We start from the raw sequence: 22,608 nt of genomic DNA on the forward strand, positions 1-22,608 counted from the left end.
GAATTTATTTCAGCATCTTTTTAGCATAAAGACCCTGAAATAAATTCAGGGTGACGACTGCACTGAGGAGATATTGCTAAAACTGATGGATATTAATCGAACTCAGGTTAATAATTTAGATATATATCGCTTATTTTCAATTGACCACCTTAGATACCTTAGTTCATCTAAGAAATTTGTAAATCGATATTCTATTTGTTAAGGGGAGCGCAAACATAAAAAGCCATATTTTTTACAATTGTATTTATGAATGCTGCGCAGATTTATCTAAGTTTGTTCCAATGTCATTGCCACTAACAAACCATACTTTAGAGAAATTAGAAGCCCTGCTTTTTGCAATGGGTTATAAGGTACGCTACGAAAAAGGGAACTTTAAAACCGGCTCCTGTTTGTTGGAACACAATAAAGTTATTGTGGTAAATAAATTTTCGAATCTGGAAGGGAAAATTGCTGCGCTGGTAACCCTGGTGAAACAAACCAATACCGACGAGAACCTGCTGGAAGAAAAACAAAGGCAGTTTTATTTATCGCTTCAACAAACCGAATTATTTTAATGGAAATGCAGCAAAGGAGTTATATGGATAGAAAGGAAAGTTTTAACCGATGAAAGTTACTTTTTTAGGTACCGGTACATCGCAGGGCGTTCCTGTTATAGCATGTAATTGCGAAGTTTGTTTATCTCCTGATAAAAAAGATAAACGTTTAAGAACATCCATTTTAATAGAAACTGCCGATAAAACCATTGTGGTAGATAGCGGACCGGATTTCCGTTATCAGCTATTACGCGAAAATGTAAAAGATTTGGATGCGGTTTTATTTACGCACGAGCACAAAGACCATATTGCTGGTTTGGATGATATCAGACCCTTTAATTACCTGCTCCATAAGGTAATAGATGTTTATGCGACAGAAAGGGTGCAAACGGCACTAAAAAGAGAATTTTATTACATTTTTGCCGAAACCAAATACTTTGGCCTGCCGCAGATTAACCTGCATACGGTAACAAATGGCGAAGATTTTAAAATCGGCGAAAGCACCATTATTCCTTTTGAGGTAATGCATCACCTGCTTCCGATTACGGGATACAGGATAGGCGATTTCACCTATATTACCGATGCTAAAACCATATCAGAAGAGAGTTTCGCGAAGATAAAAGGATCAAAAATATTGGTGATTAATGCTTTGCAGAAAGAACCGCATATTTCGCACTTTACATTGGGCGAGGCCATTGCTTTTGCAGAAAAAGTAGGTGCCGAAACTACTTATTTAACACACATCAGCCATAATTTGGGCAAACATGCAGATGTTGAAAAGGGACTACCCAATCATATCAGGCTGGCTTTTGATGGTTTACAGATAGAATTGTAAATCATTGTTCCGAAAATGCAAAATTAAATTATATTTGCAGCATAAACCCAGGTGGCGAAATTGGTAGACGCACCATCTTGAGGGGGTGGCGCTGGCAACGGCGTGGCAGTTCGAATCTGCTTCTGGGTACAAAGAGTTTGGGTTTTTCCAAACTCTTTTGTTTTTTACGGCGCTAGCAACGGGGGAGTTCTGCTAGCTGTAATAAGCTAATAATTCCTATCGGCAATTACCTCATTATATTTTTTCGGATATATTTATTGCTGTTGGTTATTGATCCAATGATATTCGGTTTATAATTGGTCTCGTGTTCTACAAAGAAATATTTCATGCCTGATCGTTTTGCCTGTTTAAAAAGCGAAACATAATCTATTGAACCGCTACCCACTTCAGCATTCAATTTTGGATCATCTTTATCCATATCCTTTACATGCCATAAGGCAAAACGGCCGGGGTTGGCTTTGAAAAGTTTTACGGGATCAATACCGGACCGAATTGTCCAATATATATCCATTTCAAAACTAACCAGTTTTTTATCCGTGTTTTTAAGAAGAATATCCATACCTGTCTGACCTTCGTATTTCTCAAATTCAAAATCATGGTTGTGATAAGCCAGTGAAAGTCCTGAGTTCTGGCATAATTGGCCTGCACGGTTTAATCTTTTGGCCAGGGTTTTATAGTCTGCAGCTGATTTGCGGAATTCTGGTGCCAGCCATGGGATGGTTACATATTTTAGCTTAAGTACTTTTGCTGCTTCAATGGCAGCCCTTAATTCGGTTTCATCACCTGAGGCAAGGTATGGCGAAACATTAAAGTGACCACTGATGGCCTCAAGTTTGTTTTGATCCAATAATGCTTTTAGCTGCAAAGGAGTTAGGCCCCAAAACTGATCTTTAATGGTAAAACCATAAAGCTCAACCTGGTTATAGCCTGCTTTTGCAACTTTTTCAATATTTCCAGCTACATCTTTTGGTAATAGGGATCTCAACGAAAAAAGCTGAAGACCAATACCACCTCTTGATTGTGCATAACTTTGTTGGAAATTGCCGGCGCATACGGCCGCAGTAATCAGCAATGTGCAAATTGTTTGTTTAATTTTTCTCATGATTGGTTTTAATGTGTATTTATTTTTGAAAGCAGTTTTTCTCCCAACCATTTCCTTACCGGCATGTCATAAAATTTCAACAGTATCCAGGCCATGCCCACCGCGATAATCACCGTCAAAAATCCATATATCAATGATAGGGGCTCTTGCAAAGTATGCTTCCCATTATTTACCCAGGCCATATACAAATATGCCAGCGGAAAGTGCGTGATATAAATCGGATAGGAGATATCACCCAGAAATTTACATAGCCGATTAGCACTTTCTCCAATAACTTTTCCGCCTGCCCCAATCAGGATAACCAGGGGAAAAATAACCAATAGGGCAAGGCATTCGTATGTTGCATTCATCCACAATGAGGTATGTCCGCCCAGGCGTGGGAAGGCAAAAACCAGCACTAATAGAATGCTCGTAAGCATAAAAGCATTTTTAATGTACTTTAATTTAACGACCCTGGCCAATAGTATGCCCATTAGAAAGGGAAAACATAACCTCACGAAGCCAATTTTCAATTGTGTAAGATCATCAATAGACCAGCCACCGATGATGTCACCATTAGGATTTGTAAAAGCATAATGAAAGGTAAATCCAAAGGATATTAAAACCAGTAAAAACAACATTGTTTTTGAAATATTTTTTAATGCCAGCGCATAGGCTATATTGGCGATGTATTCAAAAAATAAAGACCATGATGGACCGTTTAGGGGGTGCATTTCGTTCCAGCCGCGGATATCAAGCCCTTTACCAACCGGAATAATGGTCATGCCGATTAACATAACTAAAAGAAGTTTCCATACCGGGGTGCTGGCTATTGCCGACCAACCCAATGCCTCAGATGCCTGAAAATAAAATAAGGCTGCACCAATGATAGAACCAACAATAATCATCGGTTGCAGGCGGACCAGCCTTCGGATGAAAAAATCCTTTAATCCCATTTTATTCCAGCGGCTATCGTACGCATAACTGATCACATAACCCGAGAGCATAAAGAAAAAGTCTACCGCCAGGTAACCGTGGTTGATAAATTGTTTGGTATGATCACCTCCCGAAAAGGTTTCAAAAATATGAAAGAACACCACCATAATTGCTGCTACACCACGGAGCCCGTCGAGAATAATATAATGAGGTTTTGAAGCCACAGTACTGTTTAAAGATTGCATAATAGAAAAACTTATTCAGCAAAAATATAAAGATATGGCCCTCGGTGTTTGTTGGATATTTTTTTATTATTGTCTTATATTTTTATTTTAGTGGGTTAATCCGATAATTTTGAAAGAAAACATAAAATATTATCCAATTATAGCTAAACAGCTCTTTCAATTCGACCATGTACACATCCGATGGAACCAGCAGGTTCCTCTCCACCAGCAGCAAACCTGGGAACTTTCCTATATCATAACGGGGAGCGGTACGAGGATGATTGGCGGGCATGTGGAAAATTTTAATCAGGGTGAGATTATCCTTATTCCACCAAATATTCCCCATTGCTGGTATTTTGAAGAACGGATCCATGATAACCAGGGTAAAATAGAAAATATATGCATTTTTATCGAAGATGGGTTGCTATCCAGCTCCGGTATTTTATCAACAATGCTTTCTCAAATCATCGCTAAAATCAGGGAACTTAAAAATGCGGTAAGTTTTTCAGGAGATACTTTAAAAAGGCTTCAGCATTTATTGGTTACTATGATTGCTCAAAGTGAAATTGAAAAACTAAGTTCTTTTATTTTAATATTGGAACTGATTTCTTTTCACGTGGATATGCAAGTTGTTGGAAAACCACTGATAGAAAATAAAGCAGAAAAAAAGCTTCAGGAAGTTTACCTTTTCGTTTTAAGTCATTATCAGCGGGTAATTACACTCGATGAAATTGCAAAGTCGGTGGGCATGCAGAAAGCGTCATTCTGTGTATTCTTTAAACGGATGACCGGAAAATCCTTTATTACTTTCCTTACAGAATACCGAATAAATTCAGCTATTCAAATGCTCGAAAAAACAAATCTTACGATTTCGGAGATCAGCCATCAGGTAGGATTCAATGATGTGCCCCATTTTAACAGGGCCTTTCGCAGACAGGTAAATACTTCTCCCACACAGTTCCGTATGCAACAGCAATGATATTAAATTAACTAAAAGTTAGCTTTATATTTAACAGATGACGAAGCTTATTAAAATGCTTAGAATTATAGCCCTGCACTTTCTTCTGTTCTATCTGTTTATTACATCATCTATAGCACAGGTAAAATGGCCATCCGGCCAGCTGCTTCCATCTTTCCCTTCACCGGCACATGTTCAGGATTTAATTACGCTTCATGGAAACACACCTTACACTTCGGCAGAAATGTATCTGTTTGCTTCTTTAAAGGGTACGGTAAACAGAACTAAACCACGTATTTTTTCTTATGAAGGTGATGCTTTCGCAGAGGGCCCGCATACCTGGCTGGAGTCTTTGGGTTTAAACTGGGCAGAATCTGTAGATAAATGGGATTTGATTACTAAATACCGAAGTGAAATTTCTGGTTTAATTGTTTATGATCCCGATCAGATACATACCGTTAACCTGGCTACGGTAATTGCAAAAAGCAAAAATGCACTGGTTGCTTCACCTTTATTATTGTCAAAATTAACGTCAGCTCCCTATAATTTACCTGTTTTACTCGATTTGAGAGGTAAATTTAACAGTAAGCTCGAAGTTTATCAATCGTTATATGATGAATACTGGCCACGTCTCGATCACCGTTTGTTAATCGGGCTAAATCCTAATGCGCATAAAGCAGCTCTTCGCGAATATGCTGTCGCCTTGGGCGTTGCAGTAATATGGCTTGATCCTAAAGTTGATGGAGAAAGTGAGTTGCTCAACAAATTTCTTTCTTCAATGTCGCCTGGTGCAAATTTTATGGGTTGGTGGCCACAGGAAGGCCCGGGGGTAGAGCGGGCTTCAAAGTATGGCATTGCTACTATTGCAAGCGATTGGTGCTCGAACTTAACGGTACATAGCGGAACATCAAGAACCGTTAAAATAAAACCAATCCCCAGAAAACCGGAACTTAAGAACAAGATTTATGTTGCATTTATCTTGAGTGATGGAGATAATTTACAGTTTACCGAACATTTGATGCGTAAGCTCTGGAATAACCCCGATCGTGGCGCTGTACCAATGGGATGGACGGTATCGCCGGCTATGCTGGATGCGATGCCCGGCGCACTTAATTACTATTGGAAAACCTCTACCAATAATGATAACCTTATTTCAGGACCATCAGGTTACGGTTATACTTATCCCAATACCTGGAACGACGAAAATCTATTGAAAAAGTTTGTTTCCAAAACAGAAGATTATAATAAACGTGCCGGTTTACGGGTAATTACCATTTGGAACACCATTGTTGGCGGAATTAATCCTGAAGTTGGGAAAATGTATGCCAATGGGGCAAAATCACTGCTTGGTGTAACTGCCCAGAACACCGGAGGCGGACTTACGATCTATAATGAAAGTTTACCTGGTATGGCGCTTGCCTGTAACTACTGTACAAATGAGCAGGCGATGAAAAACCATATTGCCAGTGCTGCGGCTGGCTGGAATAAAACCTCGCCACGTTTTGTGATTATACAGGCACAGCCCTGGACCAATGTATCGCCCACAAGTTTTAAAAATGTGGCCAATTCACTAAATGAAGATTATGTGGTGGTTCGGCCTGATCACCTTTTTCAGCTTATCCGCGAGGAAAATGGTATCACAATTAATCCAAAGTAAAATTAGATTTGAGATCTTTTCCTTTTTTAAGAAAACTGATAAGTTTAGTGGTTATTATCTAAGATGTTTTCTATCGCTTTAAGACTGCGTTTTACATTTCTGCTTTTAATCGCCGTTAAAAGTTCTTCGTGCAGGTGGTGGTTCATGGCGAAGTAGGTAAGACCTTTACTATCGCGATGTTTAAAAAAGTTCCGGATGATAGAGGTAAAGCTATGATAAAGTGTAGTCAGTACAGGGTTCATAGAAGCATTTGCAATCGAAGTATGGAAAGCAATGTCGGCTTCTGCACATTTTTGTTTGTCATCTTCCTGGAGGGCTTTTTTCCGTTCTGCGAGCGCATGCTCTATTTCAGCAATATTTTCGGGTTGATGCTTTTCGGTTGCCAATCTAACAATTTCCTGCTCAAGCAACCTTCGTACGGCATTTACATCATCGAAATGTGCATGTTGCAATTGTTCCTCTATCGGTAAGTCTGGCTTGGAAGCATTCAGATAGGTACCTGCTCCCTGTTGAACGGTGAGTATACCGCTAATAGCCAGTGTTTTAATCGCTTCGCGTATAGATGAGCGGCCAACAGAATATTTTTTCATCAGCTCGCTTTCGGTGGGGATTTTTTCGCCTGTTTTATAAATCCCTGCCGAAATGTCTTTTTTGATCTCGTTTACAACCTTTTCGTAAAGTTTCATATCACAAACATACAATGTTTTAGGTAAAATCAGATTGATCGTATTATTGTCTGAATTCATCTGATCTTTTTTCTTATTTGGATGATATTCTTGTTTGAAATGAAGATTTGTAATGCTTAATGACATTTATCTTAAAAGTCAGGATAGCTCATTTCGTATCGTTTTTGGAGATTTAATGAAGTTTTGGTGAAGTTTGATCGGTAAACACATAAAACATCATATCTTTAATAATTCATATGATGTTTTGTTTTTATATTTGGATACAAAATGAATGATCACCATGGAAACAACAAGACGCGGGTTCCTTTCCGCAGCATCACTATCGGCAGTTGGCATAGCAGCTGCAGCCACCGGCATAAATATGTTAACGCCAGAAAAAACACAGGCTTCGCCCAAGAAAATGGGTAAAGCTACTTTAGCTAAGGCACAAGAACCTTTAGAGGATTTTGTTTATGATATCGAAAACGGGAGCGAGGGTTATAAGAGCGAGGGGGGAACGGCTAAAGAGGCCACTGTTGAAGAATTTCCTGTTTCGCAGAGTATCGCAGGGGTATCAATGCACCTGCAACCTGGTGCTTTCCGCGAAATGCACTGGCATTCGATAGCTGCCGAATGGGCCTATATTTTAGAAGGACAGGTACGTACCACCGTAATTACGCCTGACGGCACCACATCAACCGATGATTTTGAAAAAGGTGATATCTGGTATTTCCCAAAAGGACATGGCCACATGCTGCAATGCCTTGGTAATAAGCCATGCCATTTTCTGTTGGGTTTTGATAGCGGACACTTCTCCGAATTCGGTACTTTTAGCATTACCGATTGGGTAAGCCATGTATCGCCCGAAATTATGGCTCGTAATACCGGTTTACCGGCTAGTTTTTTCGCTAAACTTCCTAAAAAGGAATTATATATCGGTGTGGGTAAAATTGCGGTTGAGCCAAGACCAAAAAATATCAACCCGGCTATTCCTTACAGCAATTCGGCGCATAAATTCCGTATGGCCAAAGATGGGGTTTACCAGCAGTTTAAAGGTGGTTCGGTAAAAATGGTTTCTTCTTTGGAGTTTCCGATCCAGCAGACCATCACTTCCATGCTGATGGAAATTGAGCCTGGCGCTATCCGCGAGCTGCACTGGCACCCAAATGCTGATGAATGGCAGTATGTAATAGAAGGGAAAGGTGAGGTAAGTATCTTTGGTTCGCACGGTCGTGTAAAAACAATGCCTTATAGCAAGGGGATGGTTGCTTTTATAAAACAGGGTTATGGCCATTTTATCGAAAATACCGGAACAGAAACCTTAAAGCTGATTGTGTTGTTTAACAGTCCGGTTTACCAATCCTTGTCGCTAAATGATTGGTTAAATTCCAATCCGCCCCAATTGGTGGCCGATCATTTTGGGATGTCGCTAGAGCAGGCTGCATCGTTAATTAACCACAAGGATGGTATTTATTAACTTTCTGCAATAATTCCGTAAATCAATCACAGGCATCTTATGTATGGCATGTGATTGATTTACTTTGCAATTAGAGCAATAAGCTTAGTCCTTTTTTCCTTTTGATAATCCGAATACTGCAAGCTGGTTTGGCATTTTCCATTTAAGTTCTGATATCAGTGTAGCCAGAAATATCAACCCACCTCCCATAATCAAGCGTGAGGTAATTTCTTCACCCAGGATAAAATGTGCTGCAAAAGCTCCAAAAACGGGTTCGAAAAGATAAATAATCGATACCCTTTCGGCACTGATGTACTTTTGGGCGATGTTGGATATGGTGTACATGTATGCAGTCGAAAATAACGCACAGAAAATAATACCTATCCAGAAGGTCTGCTGCTGCGGAACCCATACCGTATCGTTCTGAAACGCGGCCAGTAAAAAGGTTAATAGAGCACAAGTGGCAAACATAGGTACGATAGTTGGTACAATATCACCTGCTTTCGATTCCTTTTCAATCTGTATCAGGTAGATGGCGAAGCAAAATGCACCTACAATCGTATACAGATCACCAGTTCCGATACGGAGGTGATCGTTAATGGAGATTACAAACAAGCCGATCAGTGCTGTAAAAGCCGCAATCCATATTTTTAAAGAGGTAGATTTGCGGTAAATCAGGAGTTTGATCACCGGGATCATCACCACCGTTATGCCCGCAACAAACGAACATTGTGATGCAGAAGTATGCGTGATGCCCAGGGTTTGCAGGTAAATGCCAAGTACCAGCGGAATGGCCAGGCTTGCACCGGTTTTTATGGAGGCCAGATTCAGTTTTTTCACATATTTCCAGAAAACTACCGATAAAACCATCGTAGCCAAAAAGAAACGGTAAAATAAAAATAAAAGCGGTTGGCTCTGGCCAATGGCCAGTTTGGTAACTGAAAAAGAAATGCCCCAAAAAGCGGTTCCCAGGATCAGTAAAATGAGAAAAAGAGTTCTTTTTTCCATTATGATGCTTTTAATTCGTTTGTATTGGCCAGTTCTTTTTTCATCAACAGATCTGTTTGCTCGTCATCACCAAGCCAAAACGAATGTTTACCAAATGGCGTAAAACCATTTTTTTCATAAAACCTCAAAGCCCTGTAGTTTTCTTCCCAAACCCCAAGCCATACCGTGCCAACCTGTATTTCGTAAGCGATATCGATTGCTTTTTGGTAGAGGCCCTGTGCTACGCCTTTACCATGAAATGCTTTTAATACGTAGATCCGTTCAATTTCGATTGCATCGTTTATTTTTTCGTTCTGTGCTTCGCCAAAATTGATTTTTAAGTAAGCCACTACCTCTCCATCAACAAGCGCAAAATAAAATCGAGAATCTTTATTGTTCAGTTCTGCTCTCAGTTTATCTTCCGAAAAGCTGTTTTCAAGGTAATCTTTCATGTTTTCTTCCGTGTTTACCTCGGAAAAAGCTTCAAAAAAGGTGTTTCTCCCGATTTTCTGTAGTTTTTTGATGTCGGTAATGTTTACCCTTTCGATGATGATCTGCTCCATGGCACGAATGTAACAAGTTATTAAATGATTTAAAATGCTATTATTTCATTTATTAATGCGTATTTTGCATTAATGGATCTTCAGCGCATCAGGTATTTTCTAGCCCTTTCAGATCAGCTTCATTACTGGAAAACGGCCGAAAAGGTAAATATCACACAATCAGCCCTTAGCCGGCAGATCCAGTCGCTCGAAAACGAACTGGGTTTACAGCTTTTCGAACGCAATAAACGCAACGTAAAACTCACTCCGGCCGGTAAGTTTTTAAAAGAAAAATGGGAGGTAGAGTTAAATGAAATCGAATATATCCATCAGTTTGCTAAACAGCTTCATCTGGGCGAACGCGGAACCATCACCATCGCACATCCCGATTCGATATCGGCCTCGCTTATGCCCGATATTTTAGCGAAGATTACAGCAGCATTTCCACAGTTACAGATCAAACTGGTACAGGTGCTGTATGAAAACCAGCTTGAATTTCTGAAAAATTATAAAATAGACCTTGCCATTACCCGCGATATCAATAATGAACCGGGCATCAGGGCAAAAAAGATCTATTCCGATCATTTGGCATTGGTGGTTCCGTTGGAACATCCTTTTAAGGGTTTTGATGATTTATCAACCGAAAGCCTTAAACAGCAGAAGTTTATCCTGCCCACAAAAGATGAGGGGAGCAGTTATAGCGAGATTATCCAGACACTTTTTAAATCTTATGATTTTGTTCCCGACGTATTTCTGCACTCCGAATTTGGATCAACTATCATTGCATTGGTAAGAAAAGGTTTGGGGATTGCCATTTTACCCGATTCTTATATGCACCATCAAAGTCCGGGGCTACGGTTTATCCCACTGCCCTTTAAAACCGATTTATTGATCAATTGGCGATCCGATGATCATAATCCTGTGCTTGCCAATATTTTAAAGCTTGTTTTTGAAAATTAAACTCTACTCATCAGATACTTTCGAATATTTATCGACCTTGATAGCGCAATTAGTATCTTGTATTAACATTTAGTTCAAAAATATGATCAACAGATGTATTTAACTTCGTTACCAGATCACTCGAACCCTAATTTTGATGAGGATCTTCATTTTAAGAGATTTAAAGCGCATAATGTTGTATTTAATACCCTTAGCAGTTATAGTTTTTGCGATGACCATGTGGGCTGTCTTTCTTTCAAAACAGTATTAAAAGGAGAGGAGTGGTATGGCGTTAATCATCGCCGGTTGGCCATCAGGCCAGGGCAGTTCCTGATCCTCAATGATGAGCAGAATTATTCCTGCAAAATCGATACGCATGATAAAGTAAGGGGGCTATCGGTTTTTTTTCAAAAGGATTTTGCTGCCCAGGTATTTGAGGATACCCTGAAAACTGAAACAGACTTATTGGATAACCCATTTTACCCTAATAATAAACAACCCGAATTTTTTCAGACCTTGAACGATATTGATCCTGAATTACAGTTGCAATTGGTAGCGCTTATTTCGCATCTCGAAGATAATGGTTATGATGGTGGAGCTGAAGAACACCTGTTTTTTTTACTCAGACACCTGATCGGTACACTCAAATCCGACAATAAAAAAATAGCCGAGGTTGCTGCCATAAAGCCCAGTTCAAAAATCGAAATTTACAGGCGTTTGTGTATCGCGAAGGATTTTCTCCATTCAACATTTATGGAGAAGCCGGATTTAAAATTACTGGGTAGTATGGCCTGTTTGTCGGTTCCGCAGCTCATCAGGCAGTTTAAATCTGTATTTAAGGTTACCCCGCATCAATACCTGATTGCGGTAAAACTCAAACATGCTGTACATCTGCTTAAAAATACAAAGAAACCCATCCACGAAATAACCTGGGCCTGTGGATTCGAAAATGAGAGTGCCTTTTGCAGGGCCTTTAAATCGGCTTATGGTTTTCAACCTTTAATATTCAGGAAGGCACATATATAAATAGCGCATTTCTGCACATGTTTTTTGTTAAAACGGGTGTAATTTTAATCAGTTGTAAACCCCAGTTACATGAAACGAGCCTTTATTTTTTTCTTTTATATTTTGTCCGCATCATTTTGTTATGCACAGGATCTTACCATTCCGCTTTACCATAATCAGATACCAAACGCAAAGAAAACCCCTGTTGATTATGTGGAAGAAACCGATAGCAGTGGCCTGATAAAAAATGTAAGCATTCCCAGCATGCAGGCCTATTTTCCGGATAAAAATAAAGCCAATGGAACGGCTGTAATTATTTTTGCCGGTGGTGGTTATTTTGTGCTTGCGCCCAAAAAATGCATTGAAATTGCGAAGGCATTTAATGCGTTGGGGGTTACTGCTTTTGTAGTAAAGTACCGCCTGCCCAGCGATAAAATTATGAATGATAAAAGCATTGGCCCATTACAGGATGCACAAACTGCCATTAAAATGGTACGGAAAAGGGCTAACGAATGGAATATCGATCCGAACAAAATAGGCATGATGGGCTTATCGGCAGGTGGTCATTTAGTGTCAACGGAAGGGACACAGTTAAGCAGGATAGTGATAGAAAATAAAGAAAATATATCGCTCAGGCCCGATTTTATGATTTTACTTTATCCCGTTATCATTTATGATCCGGAGATACCCCGCACCAGGGAAAATTTGATAGGAAAAAATCCCAATCCCAAAACACTTGCCCTATACAGCACCAATAAGTCTGTTAACCACCTTACACCACCAACTTTTTTGGTTCACGCGGCTGATGATGATGTAATCCCTGTTAAAAATAGCCTGCAGTTTTTCGATGCACTGCTCAAAGCCAGGGTTAAAAGTGAAATGCATATCCTGCAAACAGGGGGGCATGGTTTTGGCATTTATGATGAAGAAAATAAAGATAATTGGTTTATAAGTTGCTACGAGTGGATGGGGAAAAACGGTTTTGCACCCGTTGAACGATAAATTGTTATCGCCGGGTTGGAGTAATGTGACCTTCAATTCTGTTGAAATCTGCTTGTATTGGATATTCCTTCATTCAAAATCAGGCGTTTTTGAGTTTGGATCAGTACTGTTTTTAATCAAAAAAAACTTTTATAGCAGCATATAATTTACAATTTTAGTGCAAAAAAAGTGTTCAGTTTAAATAACTTTGTTTTTCAATCAGAGAATCGGGAAATCGATTTAGCTTGTTTTAAACCAAATAACTTAAAATGCCTTTAATTATTCTTAACATTATTTTCTGCATCTCGTTTTTGGGTTTTGCCTATGTAAACCTTAACGATAACGATGCTTTTTTGTGGGTGTCTATTTATTTAAGTGCTGCAATATCGTGCGGATTGGCTGCAGCCGGTAAATTTTATCCTGTAGCTTACCTGGTTTTAATTGCCTTCTACCTCATATATGCCATTATCCTTTTCTTTGCAAAAGATGGCGTGCGCGATTGGATTACGAAATACCGCCGCGAAAGCCTGGTGCAGAGCATGCAGGCTACCAAACCTTATATTGAGCAAACACGCGAATTTTTTGGCTTACTGATCATCGCAGGCGCACTGTTGATCAACTATTTCTGTTCTGCTGGTATTACCGCATAAGTATTTTTCAACAATTTTATTTATAAGAGATGATAATATGAAGGCGGTAAAAGAAATAATATGGTCTGTTGTTAAAAACAATATCAGTTTAGAGGCCGAAAATTGGTTAGAAGATTTTATACAATCTTCAGATCAATCAGCACAGTTAGCCAAAGTATTTGTAATGCTGCCCCGTAAAACAGGCAAATTGCAGGTTGCAGTTAACAACGACCAGCAAAAAGCACTTGATACAGTCGACTTTGGTTATATCCGTAACTGGACCATCGATAGACTTAGCCGTGTGTGCTTATTGGCCGGTTTGGATCTGGATGATAAAGAGGTGTTATTTGCAAGCATTAACCGTTTATTTCTGTCGGCAGAGGTGAACGAAGCTGTAGCTTTATATTCGGCGCTGCCATTTTTGGCCCATCCCGAAATCTGGGTAAAACGTTGTGCCGAAGGGATCAGGAGCAACATTGGTTCTGTTTTGGAAGCCATTATGGAAAATAATCCATATCCGGCGGCAAACCTCGATGAAGCGGCCTGGAACCAGCTTGTTTTAAAGGCTTTCTTCACCGAAAAAAACATTAAAAATATTGTTGGGCTTGATGAAAGGGCCAACCTTCAGCTGGCGCTAACACTGGTAGATTATGCCAAAGAGCGTTGGGCTGCCGGCAGGGAGGTAAACCCACAGTTGTGGCGCCTGGTGGCTAAATTTATCAATGCCGGAATTTTTGAAGACCTTAAAACCGGTCTGCAGCATTACGATCAGACCGAACAGCGTGCCATTGCATTGGCTGTAAAGGAGTCGGATTACCAGCCGGCAAAAGATTATATCAATACCTTTCCGGAACTAAAATTGGCCCTGGCTGATGGCAGCTTAAACTGGAATTCATTTTAACAGATAAAAACTAAGATAAAGATATGTGTTGTAGCAGTTCAATCGCAAGAGATAAAGCAACGATGGGAGAGCCAGAGGCTTTCGATATCAGTGCGGTTAAGGGGATGAAATTTTTTGATCCTCATGTTCACATGACCTCGAGAACTACTGATGATTATCAGGCCATGGCCGATGCAGGTGTTGTTGCACTCATCGAACCCGCTTTCTGGCTGGGGCAGCCGCGTACAGGCCTGGATAGTTTCAGGGATTATTATAGCAGCCTCATCGGTTGGGAGCGTTTCCGTTCATCACAGTTCGGTATTAAACATTATTGTACCATCGGACTTAATTCAAGAGAGGCCAATAACGAAAATCTGGCCGAGCAGGTAATGGAAATACTGCCTTTGTTTATTTATAAAGAAGGCGTGGTGGGTATCGGCGAAATCGGTTTCGACGACCAGACTGCTGCCGAAGAAAAATATTACAGGTTACAGCTCGAACTTGCCAAAGAAGCAGGTTTGCCTGTACAGGTGCATACCCCGCACCGCGATAAGAAAAAAGGTACCCAACGGAGTATGGATATTGCCCTGGAGCATGGCCTCGATCCTTATCAGGTAATTATCGACCATAATAATGAGGAAACCGTAAAAGAAGTACTAGACCGTGGTTTCTGGGCAGCTTTTACCATTTATCCGTTTACCAAAATGGGCAACGAGCGTATGGTAGAAATTGTGAAACAATATGGTGCAGAACGCATTATGGTAAATTCGGCTGCCGATTGGGGCATCAGTGACCCGTTAGCGGTACCAAAAACCGCAGCTTTAATGAAAATGCGTGGTTTAAGCGATCAGGATATTGAACTGGTTACCTACCGCAATGCGATTACAGCTTTTGCACAAAGCGGCCAGATTGATGAAGCCGATTTTAACGCACAGGCAGATCTTACCGCGAAATTTGAAGGCAACACCATTTTACGCGGCGGACAACAGCCCAGACCCGATAAATCTTCGATCATCATCAGCTAAATTGTATTGAAAAAATTAATTGTTTACCTGCGCATGATGCGCCCTGCTAATATTGTTACCTCTGTAGCCGATATTTTAGCAGGTATTGCCATTTCGGGTGTTTTAAGCAGCGGATTTTCCATTCCATGGCTTTCAATTTTGCTTTTGGCTGCTTCAACAGCCTGTTTATATGGCGGAGGCATCGTTTTTAACGATGTATTTGACGCCGAGCTTGATAAAATAGAACGTCCCGAGCGGGCCATCCCAAGTGGATTGATCAGTTTACAGCATGCGGCCACTTTTGGTACGCTTTTACTCTCTGGCGGCATCATATTGGCAGCTTTAAATAGTTTTACTTCGGGTATATTGGCTCTTTTGGTTGCTGTTTTTGCTTTGCTGTATAACAAATTTGGCAAACACCATTCTTTTTTCGGTCCATTGAATATGGGCTTATGCCGTGGTTTTAATTTATTGCTCGGTTTAAGCATTGTGCCCGAAATGCTTTGCAGCCATTACTATCTTGCAGTTATTCCGGTGGTGTATATTTTCTCCATTACCATGACGAGCCGTGGCGAAGTACATGGAGGCCATGCCAAAAATTTATACATCGCAGCTTTTTTATATGCCATTGTAATTTGTGCCATTGCTTATTTCGCTTTTACGAACGATCGTTTATTATGGTCGTTACTGTTCTTAGTGCCTTTTACTTTTATGATTTTCAGGCCGCTTTTAAAGGCAATAAAACAACCTATGGGTAAAAATATTGGCGCTGCGGTTAAAGCCGGGGTAATATCATTAATTTTGATGGATGCCGCCTGGGCGGTAACTTTCGATGCGCTGATCCTCGCTTTTGTAATTGCCGCTTTATTACCTTTATCGTTATGGCTCTCTAAATTATTCGCCGTTACCTAAAACACACACATTATCCACTCATATGGAACATTTACATCAATCGTTCACTGTACAATATAACTACAACATTTTTTTTACTTCAGCATTGTTTTCAGATCAAAACGAATTGCTGAACAACTTTTTGATCAACTTAAACCCAGCGGTTACCGTAAAGAAAATTTTATTTGTAATTGATGAAGGCGTAGCCAATGCACACCAGGGGCTTGTTGCTGAAATTAAAACCTATTTCTCCAAATATGATAAAACACAACTGGTTCAGGATGTGCTGATCATTCCTGGTGGAGAACAGGTAAAGAACGATACCCGTTATTTCGATCAGGTGCTTGATGCCATTAACATTCATGGTATAGACAGGCATTCTTTTGTTGCCGCAATTGGTGGTGGTGCCGTGCTCGATATGGTGGGTTATGCTGCTACGGTTGCACACAGGGGTATTAAACACATCAGGATTCCGAGTACCGTACTCTCGCAGAACGATTCGGGTGTTGGGGTAAAAAATGGCATCAACTATTTCAATAAAAAGAATTTTCTGGGTACTTTTTCACCTCCTGTTGCTGTTTTTAACGACGAACTTTTTTTAAGCACTTTATCCGATCGCGATTGGCGTTCGGGTATTGCCGAAGCCATTAAAGTGGCCTTGATTAAAGATGCTGAATTTTTCGAATGGCTCGAAGATAACGCAACAGCACTTGCTGGCCGTGATATTGAGGCGATGAATTACCAGATCTGGAAATGCGCCAAACTGCATTTAGAACATATCCGCAGTGCCGATCCTTTCGAAAATGGTTCGGCCAGACCATTGGATTTCGGTCATTGGAGTGCCCATAAACTCGAATACCTGACCAATTTTGAAATAAGGCATGGCGAAGCTGTTGCTATGGGTATTGCTTTGGATAGCGTATATTCTAACTTATCAGGAAGAATCACTGCCGATGAAGCACAAAGGATAATTAACCTCATCCAGCAATTGGGTTTTGAGTTAACGCATTCATTATTACAGGTTACAGAAGGTAATAGCCCGATTTTACAGGGGCTCGAAGAATTCCGCGAACACCTTGGCGGCGAGTTAACCATTACCCTGCTTACCGGTATTGGCAGTGGCGAAGAAGTACACGAAATCGATACTGAAATTTTAAAACAGGCAGCCGAAATTTTAAATAATCAAACGGCCACTATCCAACATTAAGTTATGAAATTAAATTCCGGACATTTAACTTTCTGTACTAATATTTATGCAGGAGAAAGCTGGGAAGCACATTTTGCAGTATTGAAGGCTAGTTTTCCTAAGCTAAAAGCAGAATTATCACCCGATTCGCCCATGGGGATCGGTTTACGCCTTTCTAACCTGGCCAGTACCCAACTTTTGGAGCATAACCATTTGACTGTTTTTAAACAATGGCTTCAGGATGAAGGCGGATATGTGTTTACCATGAATGGCTTCCCTTATGGCGGTTTTCATAACACAAGGGTTAAAGATCAGGTACATGCCCCCGATTGGACGACTGATGATAGGGTAGCTTATACCCTTCGTTTGGCCAATATCCTTTCGCAATTGCTTCCTGAAGATATGGATGGCGGCATTTCAACTTCTCCATTAAGTTATAAACCATGGTTTGCCGATGTAGAAGCAAGAGAAAATGCTACAACCAGGGCAACCGCTAATATTGTAAAAGTTGCCGAAGGCCTGCATCAGATATTGGAGCAGACCGGCAAGTTAATCCATTTGGATATCGAGCCCGAACCCGATGGTTTTCTTGAATCCGGACCTGAATTTATCGATTGGTACGAAAATAAACTTTTACCTGCCGGAAATAATGATGATCTGATTAAAAAACACATCAATTTATGTTATGATGTTTGTCATTTTGCCATCGGATATGAACCACATACCGCCATTATCAACGAATTAAAAGATAAAGGCATCAAAATCGGTAAAATCCAGATCAGTGCGGCACTGAAAGCAAAATTACCGGCTTCAACACCCGAAAGAACTGCCGTATTGGATCAGTTAAGCCGTTTTGATGAACCAACTTACCTGCACCAGGTAATTGCGCGCAAAAATGACGGTACTTTATTGCGTTATCCTGATCTTGCCGAAGCATTAACAGAGGGTGGAGATTTATCGGTAGAAGAGTGGCGTGCACATTTTCATGTACCCATTTTTGTGGAAGATATGGGGATGATCCAGTCTACACAAAGCGATATTACCGAAGTATTGGACCTGCAAAAAAATGGACCATTTACAGCCCACCTCGAAGTAGAAACCTACACCTGGGAAGTTTTGCCAACAGCTTTAAAAGCACCGCTCAACGATTCCATCATCAGGGAGCTTGCCTGGGTAAAAACATTATTAGAACAATAAGATTATGCATAAAACCGTAGTTATCGACATAGTAGGCTTATCTTCATCCGTAATAGGAGCACATACGCCTTTTATCCAGAAATATATTTCCGAAAATAATTTTACTACCATCGAGCCATTGTTGCCAGCGGTTACTACCTCAGTGCAATCGAGTTACCTTACCGGTAAATTTCCTTCTGAAACTGGGATTGTAGGTAATGGTTGGTACGATCATGCCGATGCCGAAGTTAAATTCTGGAAACAGTCGAACAAACTCGTTAATGCCGAAAAAATATGGGATCAGGCCAAAAAAGAAGATCCCAACTTTACCTGTGCCAATATGTTCTGGTGGTACAACATGTACTCTACGGTTGATTATTCGGTAACACCACGTCCAAATTACCTGGCCGATGGTCGTAAATTGCCCGATTGTTATTCGCAACCCGCCGAATTGCGCGATTATTTGCAGGATAAATTAGGTCAATTTCCTTTGTTCCAGTTCTGGGGACCCGGTGCCAACATCAAATCAACCAGGTGGATTGCCGATGCCGCAATGGAAACCGAAAAACTCCACAATCCTACGCTTACATTGATCTATTTGCCACATCTGGATTACTGTTTACAAAAATTCGGACCAGATTTAGAACAAATCAAGCCCGAATTGCAGGAAATAGATCAGGTAGTATCAGATCTGGTGCGTTTTTACGAAGAAAAGGGCGCCCGTATCATTTTACTTTCCGAATATGGCATTGCCCCAGTAAACAATCCGATCCATTTAAACCGTTTATTCAGGGAAAATGGTTTGATCCAGATCCGCGAAGAAAGAGGGTTGGAGTTGTTAGATCCGGGTGCTTCAAAAGCTTTTGTCGTAGCCGATCACCAAATTGCGCATGTATATATCAACGATAAAAGTGTAACCGAACAGGTAAAGGCTTTATTGAAAAATGCTGCGGGTATCGAGCTCATTCTGGATAAAGAAGAACAGAAAAAACACCACATCAACCACGAACGTTCGGGCGATCTGGTATTGGTGGCTAAAGAAAACAGTTGGTTTACCTATTATTTCTGGCTCGATGATGCTAAAGCTCCTGATTATGCAAGGGTGGTTGATATCCATAAAAAACCTGGTTACGATCCGGTAGAAATGTTTATGACTTCCAAACTCCGTGCAGGTTATAAACTGTTAAGGAAAAAAGCAGGTTTCCGTTATGTGATGGATGTAATTCCATTGGATGCAACGCTGGTTAAAGGATCGCATGGGCGTACCAATATAACGGATGAGTATAAGCCAATTTTGGTTACTGCTAAGCCAATAGATAAAACCCTGCACGCGCCTGATGTTTATAATGTGATTTGGGAGAGTTTGACGGTTTAACATAAGTTATCGTCACCCTGAATTTATTTCAGGGTCTTTGTAGCATGAAAGATGCTGATCCCGATGTTAGAATCGGGACAGCATGACGATCGCGTTAAAAAAGGATTTGGCTACAAATCCACAGGATTAGCATACACCTAACATTCCCGAAAATTGGAAATTTGTAATTATAAGAACCAACATTAACGGTTCGCAAAAAATAATTACAAATGAAAACAGTTTTAATTACCGGAGCCAATAAGGGCATAGGCTTCGAAACCGCAAAACAGCTATTAGCACAAGGTTATTTCGTTTTCCTGGGCAGCAGGAACGCAAGTAATGGTAAAGAAGCAGAAGAACAATTAAAGGCTATAGATTTAACAAATGTAGCAGCTATTGAGCTTGATGTTACAGATATAAACTCCATCAATAAGGCAAAAGTGCTTTTGGAAAATAAGTTGTCGGCTTTAGACGTATTGATCAACAATGCGGGTATTCCCGGCAATCAGCCGCAGAATATTTCGACCTGCGACATGGCAAACCTCCGCGAAATCTTTGAAACCAATTATTTTGGTGTAATCCAAACCACACAGCAGTTTTTGCCTTTGCTCAGAAAGGCTGAAGCGCCATCAATCATTAACGTTTCGAGCGAAGTAGGTTCTTTAACCATGCATACCACCCCTGGAAGAAATACCAATTGGGATAACTATCATGCTTATGGTTCATCAAAAACGGCCCTCAATACTTTCACTGTGATGCTGGCAAATGAATTAAGCAATACAAACTTTCGTGTAAATAGCGTTACCCCAGGTTATACGGCTACCGATCTGAATAATTTTCAGGGAATAAAAACAGTAGAGCAGGGTGCAAAAGCCGTTGTAAACCTGGTTAATCAACCACTTCCTGGCACAACGGGTAAATTCTTTAAAGAAGATGGCGAAATACTATGGTAATTGCATTATTTTCGTGATTTTTTTATTAGCTTGATTATCGGTCGGTGTCTCATCGACCGAAATAAATCTTCATCTTAGTTATGTATCATAAATAACTCAATCAATGGCCAATCAACAGGTTCAAAGGATAAAAAGCATTAGCGAATACCATCGGGTTAGGGGGCTTTCCAAACCCGAACATCCGCTGATCAGTTTGGTAGATTATGGCGAAATGAAACATTCGGCTAGCATCAATACCGTAAGCTGGGTATTCGATTTCTATTTCATTGCCCTGAAAAAGAATATGAAGGGCAGGTTTAAATACGGACAGCAGGAATATGATTTTGATGACGGGACTTTGTTCTTTATCGCCCCCGGACAGGTTTTTAGAGTTGAGGTAACAGACGATTCGCCCGATAAGTCAGGCTGGATGTTACTGATACACCCCGATTTTCTCTGGAATTTCCCATTGGCCTCAACGATCAAAAAGTACGTTTATTTTAGTTATTCGGTACACGAGGCACTGTTCCTTTCCGAAAAGGAAGAAATCACAATGTCGGGCATTATCCAAAATATCCAACAGGAATATCAGGCCAATATTGATGCTTTTAGTCAGCAGATTATTATTTCGCAGATTGAAGTGCTGCTTAACTATGCCGAACGTTTTTATCACCGCCAGTTTATTACGCGGCGGATTACCAATCACCAGGTTTTGGATCAGGTAGAAAGTTTTCTGGATCGTTATTTTGCTGAAAATGCAATAGAAAATGGTTTGCCAACAGTAAACGATCTTGCGGCAGAATTAAACCTTTCGCCCGATTACCTGAGTAGCCTGTTGAAAGTAACCACAGGGCAAAGTACCCAGCAGCATATCCATGATAAACTGATTGAAAGGGCAAAAGAGAAACTATCAACCACAACACTTACCATTAGCGAAATTGCCTATCAATTGGGTTTTGGTCACCCGCAATCCTTTAGTAAACTGTTTAAATCCAAAACCAACCTTTCACCGGTCGCTTTCCGCCAATCCTTTAACTGATTTCGTAAACTTACAATTTTAGGCAGGTTTACGACTTTACTTTTGAATCATTATCTCAACAAAAATAATGATGAAAAGATTGATCAAAATAACAGGCCTTATCATAGTGTTATTGGCTTTAGCCGTTGCCGGATTAGAAATGAGCAGCTCTTACCGTGTAACCAAAAATATTCACGAAAGTGCGCCGGTGGTTACCAAATTGCAAATCGTTATTGATGCACCCACCGATAGCGTTTGGAAGATTTTTGCTGATGTAAACCGATGGCCGCAATGGCAAAAAGAAATTCCGGGCAGTAAAATAAATGGACCTTTTAAAGTAGGAACCTCTTTCGACTGGAAAACACATGGTTTAACCATCCGCTCCACATTTCATACAATCGAAAACAATAGAGAAGTAGGGTGGTCTGGTCCTGCATTTGGTTCATTTGCCATCCACAACTGGCATTTTATTAAACAGGGCAACAAAACGGTTGTAAAGGTTGAAGAAAGTATGGAAGGCTGGTTGGTTTGGTTATTAAGTGAAAAATTCCAATCTGTAAATAAAGGTTCGCTTATTTACTGGCTAAAAGCTTTAAAGGTTGCTTCGGAGAAGTGATGTTGTTGTCAAAATAATTCCTTCAAAAATACCGTCATTTCGACTGAAACGCAGTGGAATGCCTGCCTGCTTCGGGCAGGGAGAAATCTATGCGTAGATCTCTCCGCTACGGTCGAGATGACG

At 40.4% G+C, this 22,608-nt stretch carries 23 protein-coding genes and 1 tRNA gene; 19 read left to right on the forward strand and 5 right to left on the reverse strand.

Features of this window, described 5'->3' with window-relative positions; genetic code table 11:
* Positions 1-281: 281 nt before the first annotated feature.
* From B2V92_RS22515 to B2V92_RS22525, 3 genes are all read left to right on the forward strand, one after another.
* The gene (locus B2V92_RS22515; protein ID WP_113951401.1) at positions 282-554 is read left to right on the forward strand and encodes a hypothetical protein; all 273 of its coding nucleotides are present in this window, start codon (positions 282-284) and stop codon (positions 552-554) included.
* Positions 555-603: 49 nt separating this feature from the next.
* Positions 604-1,368 carry an MBL fold metallo-hydrolase gene (locus B2V92_RS22520; protein WP_293312356.1) on the forward strand — a complete coding sequence of 255 codons (765 nt, stop codon included), beginning with the start codon at positions 604-606 and terminating at the stop codon, positions 1,366-1,368.
* 45 nt (positions 1,369-1,413) lie between these two features.
* Positions 1,414-1,497 (forward strand) — tRNA-Leu (locus tag B2V92_RS22525).
* 97 nt (positions 1,498-1,594) lie between these two features.
* Here the strand turns inward: B2V92_RS22525 and B2V92_RS22530 are convergent.
* Both B2V92_RS22530 and B2V92_RS22535 read right to left on the reverse strand, forming a co-directional pair.
* Positions 1,595-2,470 carry a sugar phosphate isomerase/epimerase family protein gene (locus B2V92_RS22530; protein ID WP_293312358.1) on the reverse strand — a complete coding sequence of 292 codons (876 nt, stop codon included), beginning with the start codon at positions 2,468-2,470 and terminating at the stop codon, positions 1,595-1,597.
* 8 nt (positions 2,471-2,478) lie between these two features.
* Positions 2,479-3,630 carry an acyltransferase family protein gene (locus tag B2V92_RS22535; RefSeq protein ID WP_293312360.1) on the reverse strand — a complete coding sequence of 384 codons (1,152 nt, stop codon included), beginning with the start codon at positions 3,628-3,630 and terminating at the stop codon, positions 2,479-2,481.
* A 109-nt stretch (positions 3,631-3,739) separates the two neighbouring features.
* On the opposite strand from B2V92_RS22535, the gene B2V92_RS22540 reads away from it, so the two are divergent.
* Both B2V92_RS22540 and B2V92_RS22545 read left to right on the forward strand, forming a co-directional pair.
* The gene (locus B2V92_RS22540; protein WP_293312361.1) at positions 3,740-4,588 is read left to right on the forward strand and encodes an AraC family transcriptional regulator; all 849 of its coding nucleotides are present in this window, start codon (positions 3,740-3,742) and stop codon (positions 4,586-4,588) included.
* 37 nt (positions 4,589-4,625) lie between these two features.
* Positions 4,626-6,224, forward strand: a complete 1,599-nt coding sequence (locus B2V92_RS22545) for a GxGYxYP domain-containing protein (protein ID WP_293312363.1) — start codon at positions 4,626-4,628, stop codon at positions 6,222-6,224.
* 44 nt (positions 6,225-6,268) lie between these two features.
* Here B2V92_RS22545 and B2V92_RS22550 read toward each other — a convergent pair whose 3' ends face one another.
* Positions 6,269-6,970, reverse strand: coding sequence for a FadR/GntR family transcriptional regulator (locus B2V92_RS22550; protein WP_293312365.1), 702 nt, complete (start codon positions 6,968-6,970; stop codon positions 6,269-6,271).
* 220 nt (positions 6,971-7,190) lie between these two features.
* Here B2V92_RS22550 and B2V92_RS22555 point away from each other — a divergent pair, with 220 nt between their 5' ends.
* Positions 7,191-8,366 (forward strand): cupin domain-containing protein, encoded by a 1,176-nt coding sequence (locus B2V92_RS22555; RefSeq protein ID WP_293312367.1) that lies wholly within the window; start codon positions 7,191-7,193, stop codon positions 8,364-8,366.
* Between the two features lie 84 nt (positions 8,367-8,450).
* Here the strand turns inward: B2V92_RS22555 and B2V92_RS22560 are convergent, their stop codons facing one another.
* Positions 8,451-9,353 (reverse strand): DMT family transporter, encoded by a 903-nt coding sequence (locus tag B2V92_RS22560; RefSeq protein ID WP_293312369.1) that lies wholly within the window; start codon positions 9,351-9,353, stop codon positions 8,451-8,453.
* Entirely contained in the window at positions 9,353-9,895 is a 543-nt protein-coding gene (locus B2V92_RS22565) for a GNAT family N-acetyltransferase (protein ID WP_293312370.1), read from the reverse strand. The genes B2V92_RS22560 and B2V92_RS22565 overlap by 1 nt, the downstream gene beginning before the upstream one ends.
* Positions 9,896-9,967: 72 nt before the next feature.
* On the opposite strand from B2V92_RS22565, the gene B2V92_RS22570 reads away from it, so the two are divergent.
* The 13 genes from B2V92_RS22570 to B2V92_RS22630 all read left to right on the forward strand — a co-directional run bounded on the left by B2V92_RS22570 (position 9,968) and on the right by B2V92_RS22630 (position 22,485).
* The gene (locus tag B2V92_RS22570; protein ID WP_293312372.1) at positions 9,968-10,834 is read left to right on the forward strand and encodes a LysR family transcriptional regulator; all 867 of its coding nucleotides are present in this window, start codon (positions 9,968-9,970) and stop codon (positions 10,832-10,834) included.
* Between the two features lie 93 nt (positions 10,835-10,927).
* A complete protein-coding gene (locus B2V92_RS22575) occupies positions 10,928-11,839 on the forward strand; it encodes a helix-turn-helix domain-containing protein (RefSeq protein WP_293312374.1) in 912 nt (303 codons plus the stop codon).
* A gap of 69 nt (positions 11,840-11,908) precedes the next feature.
* Complete coding sequence (locus B2V92_RS22580) at positions 11,909-12,820, forward strand: alpha/beta hydrolase (RefSeq protein WP_293312376.1); 912 nt, start codon at positions 11,909-11,911, stop codon at positions 12,818-12,820.
* 248 nt (positions 12,821-13,068) lie between these two features.
* The gene (locus tag B2V92_RS22585) at positions 13,069-13,449 is read left to right on the forward strand and encodes a transmembrane 220 family protein (protein ID WP_293312378.1); all 381 of its coding nucleotides are present in this window, start codon (positions 13,069-13,071) and stop codon (positions 13,447-13,449) included.
* 37 nt (positions 13,450-13,486) lie between these two features.
* Positions 13,487-14,329, forward strand: coding sequence for an EboA domain-containing protein (locus B2V92_RS22590; RefSeq protein ID WP_293312380.1), 843 nt, complete (start codon positions 13,487-13,489; stop codon positions 14,327-14,329).
* A 62-nt stretch (positions 14,330-14,391) separates the two neighbouring features.
* The gene (locus tag B2V92_RS22595) at positions 14,392-15,333 is read left to right on the forward strand and encodes a TatD family hydrolase (protein ID WP_293312382.1); all 942 of its coding nucleotides are present in this window, start codon (positions 14,392-14,394) and stop codon (positions 15,331-15,333) included.
* A gap of 6 nt (positions 15,334-15,339) precedes the next feature.
* Complete coding sequence (gene eboC / locus B2V92_RS22600) at positions 15,340-16,224, forward strand: UbiA-like protein EboC (protein ID WP_293312384.1); 885 nt, start codon at positions 15,340-15,342, stop codon at positions 16,222-16,224.
* A gap of 22 nt (positions 16,225-16,246) precedes the next feature.
* Positions 16,247-17,410: a 3-dehydroquinate synthase gene (locus B2V92_RS22605; RefSeq protein WP_293312386.1), complete on the forward strand. Its 1,164-nt coding sequence runs from the start codon at positions 16,247-16,249 to the stop codon at positions 17,408-17,410.
* Between the two features lie 3 nt (positions 17,411-17,413).
* Complete coding sequence (gene eboE / locus B2V92_RS22610) at positions 17,414-18,586, forward strand: metabolite traffic protein EboE (protein WP_293312388.1); 1,173 nt, start codon at positions 17,414-17,416, stop codon at positions 18,584-18,586.
* A 4-nt stretch (positions 18,587-18,590) separates the two neighbouring features.
* Positions 18,591-19,940: an alkaline phosphatase family protein gene (locus tag B2V92_RS22615; protein WP_293312390.1), complete on the forward strand. Its 1,350-nt coding sequence runs from the start codon at positions 18,591-18,593 to the stop codon at positions 19,938-19,940.
* Positions 19,941-20,149: 209 nt separating this feature from the next.
* Positions 20,150-20,872 carry an SDR family NAD(P)-dependent oxidoreductase gene (locus tag B2V92_RS22620; protein WP_293312392.1) on the forward strand — a complete coding sequence of 241 codons (723 nt, stop codon included), beginning with the start codon at positions 20,150-20,152 and terminating at the stop codon, positions 20,870-20,872.
* A 103-nt stretch (positions 20,873-20,975) separates the two neighbouring features.
* Entirely contained in the window at positions 20,976-21,890 is a 915-nt protein-coding gene (locus B2V92_RS22625; protein ID WP_293312394.1) for a helix-turn-helix domain-containing protein, read from the forward strand.
* Between the two features lie 67 nt (positions 21,891-21,957).
* Positions 21,958-22,485 carry an SRPBCC family protein gene (locus tag B2V92_RS22630; RefSeq protein WP_293312396.1) on the forward strand — a complete coding sequence of 176 codons (528 nt, stop codon included), beginning with the start codon at positions 21,958-21,960 and terminating at the stop codon, positions 22,483-22,485.
* Positions 22,486-22,608 lie beyond the last annotated feature (123 nt).

Source organism: Pedobacter sp. UBA5917, from assembly GCF_002432345.1.
In the GTDB taxonomy this organism is placed as follows: Bacteria; Bacteroidota; Bacteroidia; order Sphingobacteriales; family Sphingobacteriaceae; genus Pedobacter.